Source organism: Desulfocicer vacuolatum DSM 3385, assembly GCF_900176365.1.
In the GTDB taxonomy this organism is placed as follows: Bacteria; Desulfobacterota; Desulfobacteria; order Desulfobacterales; family Desulfobacteraceae; genus Desulfocicer; species Desulfocicer vacuolatum.
This window is the reverse complement of sequence record NZ_FWXY01000048.1, coordinates 1-8,378: the sequence shown is the minus strand read 5'-3', so window position 1 is coordinate 8,378 and position 8,378 is coordinate 1. Positions and strand designations below refer to the sequence as shown.

The 8,378-nt window shown below is 40.8% G+C and carries 7 protein-coding genes; 3 read left to right on the top strand and 4 right to left on the bottom strand.

Going from position 1 to position 8,378, the window contains the following annotated elements:
• Window positions 1-146: 146 nt before the first annotated feature.
• A complete protein-coding gene (locus B9A32_RS21995; protein WP_212638045.1) occupies window positions 147-434 on the top strand; it encodes a hypothetical protein in 288 nt (95 codons plus the stop codon).
• Here the strand turns inward: B9A32_RS21995 and B9A32_RS20470 are convergent.
• The 4 genes from B9A32_RS20470 to B9A32_RS20455 all read right to left on the bottom strand — a co-directional run bounded on the left by B9A32_RS20470 (window position 391) and on the right by B9A32_RS20455 (window position 5,129).
• A complete protein-coding gene (locus B9A32_RS20470) occupies window positions 391-957 on the bottom strand; it encodes a flavodoxin family protein (protein ID WP_084071984.1) in 567 nt (188 codons plus the stop codon). The two genes, B9A32_RS21995 and B9A32_RS20470, sit on opposite strands and share 44 nt — an antisense overlap.
• A 120-nt stretch (window positions 958-1,077) precedes the next feature.
• The gene (locus tag B9A32_RS20465) at window positions 1,078-1,986 is read right to left on the bottom strand and encodes a glycyl-radical enzyme activating protein (RefSeq protein WP_084071981.1); all 909 of its coding nucleotides are present in this window, start codon (window positions 1,984-1,986) and stop codon (window positions 1,078-1,080) included.
• A 134-nt stretch (window positions 1,987-2,120) separates the two neighbouring features.
• Window positions 2,121-4,487: a glycyl radical protein gene (locus B9A32_RS20460; RefSeq protein WP_139795917.1), complete on the bottom strand. Its 2,367-nt coding sequence runs from the start codon at window positions 4,485-4,487 to the stop codon at window positions 2,121-2,123.
• A gap of 33 nt (window positions 4,488-4,520) precedes the next feature.
• Window positions 4,521-5,129 carry a short chain dehydrogenase gene (locus B9A32_RS20455; RefSeq protein ID WP_084071977.1) on the bottom strand — a complete coding sequence of 203 codons (609 nt, stop codon included), beginning with the start codon at window positions 5,127-5,129 and terminating at the stop codon, window positions 4,521-4,523.
• 163 nt (window positions 5,130-5,292) lie between these two features.
• Between B9A32_RS20455 and B9A32_RS20450 the strand changes: the two genes are divergently transcribed.
• Both B9A32_RS20450 and B9A32_RS20445 read left to right on the top strand, forming a co-directional pair.
• Window positions 5,293-6,147 (top strand): LysR substrate-binding domain-containing protein, encoded by an 855-nt coding sequence (locus B9A32_RS20450; RefSeq protein WP_084071975.1) that lies wholly within the window; start codon window positions 5,293-5,295, stop codon window positions 6,145-6,147.
• A 678-nt stretch (window positions 6,148-6,825) separates the two neighbouring features.
• Entirely contained in the window at window positions 6,826-8,322 is a 1,497-nt protein-coding gene (locus tag B9A32_RS20445) for a transporter substrate-binding domain-containing protein (protein ID WP_212638044.1), read from the top strand.
• Window positions 8,323-8,378 lie beyond the last annotated feature (56 nt).

The following is an 8,378-nucleotide window of genomic DNA, read 5'->3' as shown; positions in this document are numbered from 1 at the left end:
TTATATTTTTTTGTAGTGGATCAAATATACACTGTAATTAAAGGCATTTCGAGCTTTTTTTTGATGTTTTTTGTTTAAAACACGCTTATTTTAGGGCTAACGACATGCAATTTGAAGATAAGCCAGCACAACGGAAATAGTCGATAATGTCAGCAACTGATCCCATTCATTATACAATGGCTTCCAGATTCTCCCGTACTTTCATTGTAATCATGGTGGTCACCAGCGCCGTTCGCCGATCAAGCAACATGAAATACTCCGCGATTCAGGGTATATTTCAAGCTTTGCAAGTTCTCAATACGTCGGGGTATTCAGGTATCCGCTTTGAATATCATCCAGCATTAAAAGGGGTGACAGACATTATCAACCCGCAGTTATTAAGAACTTACGTCAGGAAACAATTTTTCTGGCAAACTCAACAGCTTGCTGCTTAACAGAATCCTCCATTGCATCAGGCGTGGTGCAAGAACCAATAAATAAAGTTCCCGCGTTAATGGCCTTGTGGTATTTTTGCATCCGTCCGAAAGCATCCATCATTCCTTCGGCATTGTCGTCATATCCTCCGGCACCTGTTGCAATCAATGCCTGGCGCTGGCCGTCGACAAGTGAGGCATGATTGGGCTGATTGGCATTAGTATAAAGACAATATGTTCTGTCTATAACAGCCTTTATCTGAGAGGAGAATCCCCAGAAATAAAGGGGCGAAGAAAAAATAACCAATTGAGACTGGATCATCTTTTCCAGAATACCTGGTACATCGTCCTTTTGAATACATCCTGTGGGTTCCAGCTTTTCTTTGCACTTGCCACAGGCCATGCACCCTTTCAGGTTTTTAGAATGCAGGTAGATGTTATCAACATCATGCCCCATTCCTGTTAATTCTTCTTCAACCCAGGACAAAACCTTGGCAGTATTGCCTTTTTTCCGAGCACTTCCCTGTAATATGGTAATTTTCATGATTTCTCCTTTTTGAATGATTGTTTTTCATCGGTGATAAACTCAAGGATAAAAATTTTAATTATCAAATACCCAACATGTCCTGGCGGACACAACGAATATTGAAATATGGTAATGCTTTTAACTGCCTATTTGAACCGTAAACCCTTTATTTTGAAAAATTTCAGCAACAGATTCCATCTTTTCATCGTCCGGAATTTCAAAATCAGCGATAAAAAATTCCTTGTCCAAACGCTTATATTTTTCAACTGCCGATTTATGCAGTGGCAACAGTGAAACAGATCTGATTCCGCTGGTCTCCTTCAGGAACCTGCATAGTCTTTCCAGATATTCAGGGGCATCATTAATACCGGGGATAACAACCATCCTAATAATTAATTCCTTTCCCATGGCTGATAGCGTTTCAAGGTTCTCAAGAATATTTTCATTGCCCATTCCACAGTATTTTTTATGTTCAGCCGGATCAATGTGTTTCAGATCATACAAAAAAAGATCAACGTGGGGGGCAATGTGTTTGATAACATCGTTTTTCACCGCCCCCGATGTTTCCACCGCAATGTGTACCCCTCTTTCCTTTAAGCGAATTGCACACTCCCTGACAAACTCCCATTGAAAAAGGGGTTCCCCCCCTGAAAAGGTAACACCGCCGCCGGATTCATCATAAAAGGTGACATCTTTGAGTGCGATATCTGCCACCTGTCTTGGGGACATTGCACCGCCAACCATCTCAATGGCATTTGCACAGCAGATGTCCACGCATTTCCCGCAGGCAATGCATTTTTCAGAATCAAACACAATCCCATGGGGTGTGGATATCTCCAGAGCCCCCTGGGGACAGCATTTTATACATTCTATGCAGACGATGCATTTTTTGCCAGATCTAACAATGTGTCTTTTACCCGATAGTCCTTCCGGGTTGTGGCACCAGACACATGCCATGGGACACCCCTTTAAAAAAATGGTTGTCCTTATGCCCGGTCCGTCATGGATGGCAAAGTGTTCAATATTAAATATGTTGCCCTCAATCATTTTTCTCACCTATATTTGATGGTCACGTAAAATACCTGAAGTTCAATTTTTAACCACACATATTTTAGGAGAGCTGATATCAAACCCATCTACAATGTGATCAAAATTTCATTGATCGACTTTTTACAGAGCCATCATATTTCATGGGCATAACGCTGAATGATCTCATTTTGAAGATTTTCTCCAATGACATTGAAATAATCAGAATATCCTGCCACACGAACAATCAGATCATTGTAATCATCCGGTGTTTGCTGTGCCAGCAAAAGGGTATCTGCATCACACACATTAAACTGAATATGGTGTCCACCATATGTAAAATAGGTTCTGATAAGACTTGCAAGTTTGCTTATACCAGTGTCTCCCTTTAATACATCGGGTAAAAATTTCATATTAAGAAGTGTGCCACAGGTTCTTGAGTGATCCATCTTGGCTGCGGATTTCAAAGAGGCCGTGGGGCCGCTCAAGTCTGCCCCTTGAACAGGAGATATCCCCTCTGACAAGGGTTTGCCTGCCCTTCGCCCATCACAGGTGGCACCGGTGACTTCGCCAAAATACATGTGACATGTTGTGGGAAGCATGTTCATTCTGTAAGTACCGCCCCTGCTGTCCTTTATTCCGTCAACCGTATCGATGAAAAAATCAGACACCTCTTTCATTATGGAATCTGCATAATCATTATCATTTCCATATCGTGGCGTTTTATTGGCAAAGGTGAGTCTCATGTGTTCATTATTTTGCCAGTCCGCATTCAAGGCATCAATGACCTCTCCCATGGAATAGTTGTTTTCATCAAACACATGCTTTTTAATGGCTGACAAACTGTCTGTAACCGTACCGATTCCCACACCGGGAAGTATGGATACATTGTATTTGGGACCGCCATCGTTGTAGTCCTTGCCGCTTTCAACACAACCTTCAATGAGCACTGATAAAAATGGCTGGGGAACATATTTGGCAAACATCTGGATCAAATACTGGGATCCCCTTAATTTTGTATCAATAACGTATTGGGCCTGTTTTTTAAAGGCTTCCATGAGCGCTTCATAACTTTTGAAATCTTTTGCGTCACCTGACTTTGGCCCCACCTGTTTATCCACCCTTGTGTCATACCCATTTTGCAGAGCCAATTCCAGGATTTTTGCGATGTTGATATATCCGATAAGAGGAGCCGCTTCCTTTCCATAACAAGTTGTTTCAACACAGCCGCAGATCCCCCCGCCCCGTGCATCAGAAATCGTCTTTCCCACACGTAGCTGCTGCTCTATAAGGGCTTCGGCATTGAACATGGCAGGGAATCCTCGGCCCTTTCTAATCACCTTGCAAGCCTCTTTAAGAAAATGTTCTGGATTCATGCGACTTAACAGCACATGTACCTGGGGCTGAATAAATTCGATTTCGTCAAGGATCTCAAGGAAGATATAAGACAAATCATTGACTGCATCCTTGCCATCTTTTGTGATGCCGCCAAGACTGATATTTACAAAGTCATTGTATGTGCCACTTTCAAGGGCACTGACACCATATTTGGCAGGGGCGGGATGGTTATTGTACTTGATCCACCATGCGCTTAGCAGTTCTTTTGCAGATTCTTGATCAAGCAAACCCGCTTCAAGGGATTTTTGGTAATAGGGATAAAAATGGCGATCAATGTGGCCGGCATTACATGCATCCCAGCCATTTGATTCTGTGATAACTCCAACGTGCATGAACCAGCTCATCTGAAGAACTTCCCACAGATCACGGGGTTTGTTTTCAGGAACTCTGCGGCAAACATCCGCCATTTTCTCAAGTTCTTTTTTACGCGCAGGATCTGTTTCCCGGGCTGCTTTGTTTTCAAGCATGTCGGCATACCTTTTGGCATATATCATCATTCCATCGCAGGTAATTGCCATGGCTGTGAGCTGTTCCCGTTTATCAGTTGCCTGAAAATCTGTTAAAAAATCCAGATTTTCAATGGCTTCTTCAATCTCCTGTTTTGCTTTTTTAAGGCCCATGCCAAACATTCTTTCGTCAAGCGCCATGGAACCCGGTGCACGTTGTTCCATGGTTTCTGTGATAAGGCCACAGTTATAAATGGTTTGCCATTCATCGCTCAACTGGTTGAACATTTTGTCACGCAGGGCACTGCCTTCCCAATATGGAATCACCTCTTTTTCATATATATCCATGGTTTTTGGGGAAACATGGTATGGAATCGGATCCTGGGCGTCTAAAACCTTTAGATCCTCTACCGAATGGGACGCAATTTCTGGAAATGTAGGTATGAGTTTAGGGGCTCTTCCGCGTTCGCCAACGATGAGCTCATCATCCCCTAAGTACAACTCTTTTTTTTCCATGAGGTTTTTAAAAGAACGAGCCCTTAAAACAGGTATGCTGTATTTACCCGCATTTTTTGAATAAAATCTGGTTACGATCTGCGCTCTTTCAGGATCAATCCAAACTTCGGCGTTTTTACTTTGTTCTTTGAGTTTTAAAATTCTATCCGTCAACTTCGCCATACCATCCCCCAATTTACCTTAAAATTCAAAATTTTAACAATTATCATACATTCTTATGATTTCTCCGGTGGATGCTCCTTCAACACTTTTCACAAAGCCGTTTACGACTTTGTTCATGGGGATGGGATTATGTCCCGGGAAATATGCTTCATAATGCTCAACCGCATCTTCCACAAGGCCGGAAGAGACCACATTGATTCGGATATTATTTTTAAGTTCCAGGCAGGCAGCTTTAACGAAACTATGAATCGCACCACCGACCAGCGCACCGCTCGTAGTCATCAGAACAGGATGATCTGCAAGGATTCCTGTTGAAAGAGTAAAGGAGCCGCCAGGATTCATATAATCTTTTCCAATTCTAACCAGGTTAATCTGGCCCATGAGTTTGCTTTTGATGCCAATATAAAAATCATCTTCTGTCAATACATCAAAATCTCCCCATTTAGCCTCGCCGGCTGTGCAGATCACGGCATCTATTTTTCCAATTTTTTCGAACATCCCTTTTATAGAGTCGCTGTCTGCCATGTCAAGTTGAACGTCACCTGAGTTTCTTCCTGCAATAATGACCTCGTGTTTTTTGGAAAAATGTGCACTTACTTTAGAACCAATAGTACCTTTTCCGCCGACAATTAATATTTTCATATGCACTCCTTATGCTGAATTTGTTTTTATTAAATAAGAAATTAAGCTATATTTGATAATTAGTCCAATGAATTGCTTTGATAGCAACAATCAAAATTTGTTATGATTATTGCTATGATTGGCAATTCACAGCCCTTGAAATAAAGGCCCAGGAGTTTTAATTATGAATTTACAAATTGATTATTTACGAACATTCACAGCTTTGGCAGATGCAAAAAATTTCACAAAAACGGGAAAACAGGTGAACCTGTCCCAGTCTGCTGTCAGCATGCAGATAAAGCGTCTTGAAAATGAAGTGGGCAAAAAATTGTTTGACCGGGTTGGAAAAACGGTAAGGCTCACAGCCGAAGGCAGCATACTTATCAAATATGCCCAGCGTATCCTTAAAGAGCATGACGAGGCTGTGGCGGCCCTGTCCAAACCAAATCTTGAAGGGAGTATCCGATTTGGCTCCCCTGAACATTATACCTCCGGCATGCTGCCGAAACTTCTGGCAAATTTTTCAAATTCATATCCCGAGGTGACCATTGAAATGAGGTGTGAAAACAGCGATGTAATAAAAGCCGCTGTGGATGTAGGTGAACTCGATGTGGGAATCTGTACACAGATCAGCGAAGGTGGACAGGTGATTGCCCATGACCCTGTTGTCTGGGCAGCCAATCCAGAGTTTGTCCTTCAGAAGCATAAAACCCTTGCATTGGCTACTTTTGAGGAGGATTGTATTTTCAGAAGCTGGGCACTGGAAGGGCTTGAAAAGGCGGGGATAGAATACAAAATTGTTTATGTAAGCAGAAGCATATCGGGGCTATTGGATTCGGTAAAGGCCGGATTTGCCATTGCACCCATCATCGGCAGTAACGTTCCACCCGATTTAAAAATTCTGGGAATAGAAGACGGCCTGCCAATATTACCTGTTTCAAATGTCGTGTTACATAAGTCAAAAACAAACCCTTCGGAAATCATCGACTGTTTTTCAAAACATCTTATAAAAGCCTTCAGGGAAAAAACCGGATCATAAAGATCATCCCCGGACCAGCCTCTATGGAGTGCTGAAGTAATGGTGGAGTTAAAGAGCCAATGCACCATTGTCATGGTCTCCCATTACATAGACCAGATCTGGAGAATAGCGAACAGGAACCTACTGTTGTCAAATGGGGAACTTTCTTGAATAAAAAACATCGGCCGATCAGGTAATTTCAGTTTGGGAGGCGCTTTACTCATCCCCACCCTGATGCGCTAAGTCTGGAGCATTGGGGTATCCATGATCACCATGGGCGTATTTGGGGACAGTCAGGTGCCCTCCATCAGAGCATCGCGGTTCAGTTGGCATTTTCACCCACCTATTTAAAATAAAATAAATTTAAATCCCATATATTTTTTTATCTTCCTTCAAGTATTTATGTTATAAAGAAACTATCCTTATAGTTTGAATTTACAGCTACTGTTGGCTTATTAAAAAATTATTTTTAGAAAAATGGGCATGCTTCAGTTTACATTTTGCAAAAAGATATACCCATTTCCCGGGAAGACTTGATAGAAAAGTGTAAATTACTTTTGAAATTGTAAGTACCCGAGTATATGTTTTTTCACATATCTTTCAAAATAAAATATTGAAATATCAATAATATCTATCCAATGAATATTAAAGAATATATGTGTGGGTACTTATGAAAGATGCCGAAAAATCAAAAAAAATATGGAATGTATAAAATTGCAAATTTTAAATTTCATTTCAAAAGGCTCCTGTATCCTATTTGCTTTTGGTTTGCTAATTGTGGGTTCCTTCCTTCGCCCTTGCTGGGCAGAGACGAAAAAAACACTGATCATAACCAACGAGTCCGGTTGGATTCCTTATTCCCAACTTGATGAGAACGGTCAGCCGGCCGGGCTCCTCATCAATTATTGGAAGCAATGGGGGGAAATAAACGGCTACAACATCACATTTTCCTTAGTTAAATGGAAAAAAACATTTGAGCTGATTGAAAACAAAAAAGCTGATTTACACGGCGGTGTTATCCCGACCCCTAAAAGAGAGGAAACACTTGATTTCAGTGCACCCATTATAAGTTTGAAAAGCGGCATATTTATTGATCGAAAATTGGGGATCAAAAGTAGTGACGAATTAAAAAAACAGACCATCGGAGCAGTAAAAAGTGATTTTGTGGCTGGATATATTAGCGAAAAACACCCGTTGATAAAATTAAAACTTTTTGAAACTCTAACAGAATTAAAAAAAGCCGTATTGAACAAAGAAATTGCAGGTTTACCCCTTAACTACTCCGGAGAAGAATTATTTATAAAGGCCCCTTACCCAGAATTTCATGACTACATTCTGATACAACCTTTATACGAAAAAAAATTATGTGCCGCGGTGAAAAAAGGAAATTCAGAGCTTCTTGGAATTATCAACAAAGGGATCAAAAAATATCAAACCTCAAAAATCCACCGGGCTGAACCCGAATGGGAGAGAATCATAATATCCCTTTCCAACCGTGAGGTATTACTTATTGCCGTCATTGTATTGGGGGGAATTATTACCCTGCTTTTGTTTGCCGTTTTTATTTTAACAAAACGACTGAAATCCAACATTTTGGAAAGAAAAGCAGAAATGCTTGACAAACAAATGGAACTGGAAAAAAGTGAGGCCGTCTTTCGTGGGCTTTTCAACAATATGACCAGCGGATCAGCTATTTATGAAGTTAAAAATGATGGTCTGAAAGGATCGGACTACATCATAAAAGGTTTTAACAAAGTCAGTCTTGAACTCGAAGGAAAAACACTCGAGGATGTCTTAGGTAAGAGCCTTTTTGATCTAAGACCAACCATAGATGAATATGGATTAATTCCTGCGATGAAAAAAGTATGGGAAACCGGGGAACCATTTTATTTTCCAAGCAAAATCTATATTGATGATAATTTTTCTAACTATTATGAAAACATTATTTTCAAACTCCCCACCGGAGAAATCGTCACCATATATAATGACATTTCAGACCAAAAAAATACAGAAATTGCCTTGAGAAAAAGTGAAGAAAGGTTTGCATTTGCAATAGAATTTGCCAATGATGGCCTTTTTGATTGGGATTTGAAAACCGATGAAGTTTATTATTCTCCTGTATGGAAACAGATGCTGGGTTATGAAGATGATGAACTGCCTAACCTGGACAAGCCAGAACCAAAAAGGTTTTGTTGAATCACCATTCGCGGTATAATGATTCCCATAACATACAAATGCGAAAGGAGGTCAAT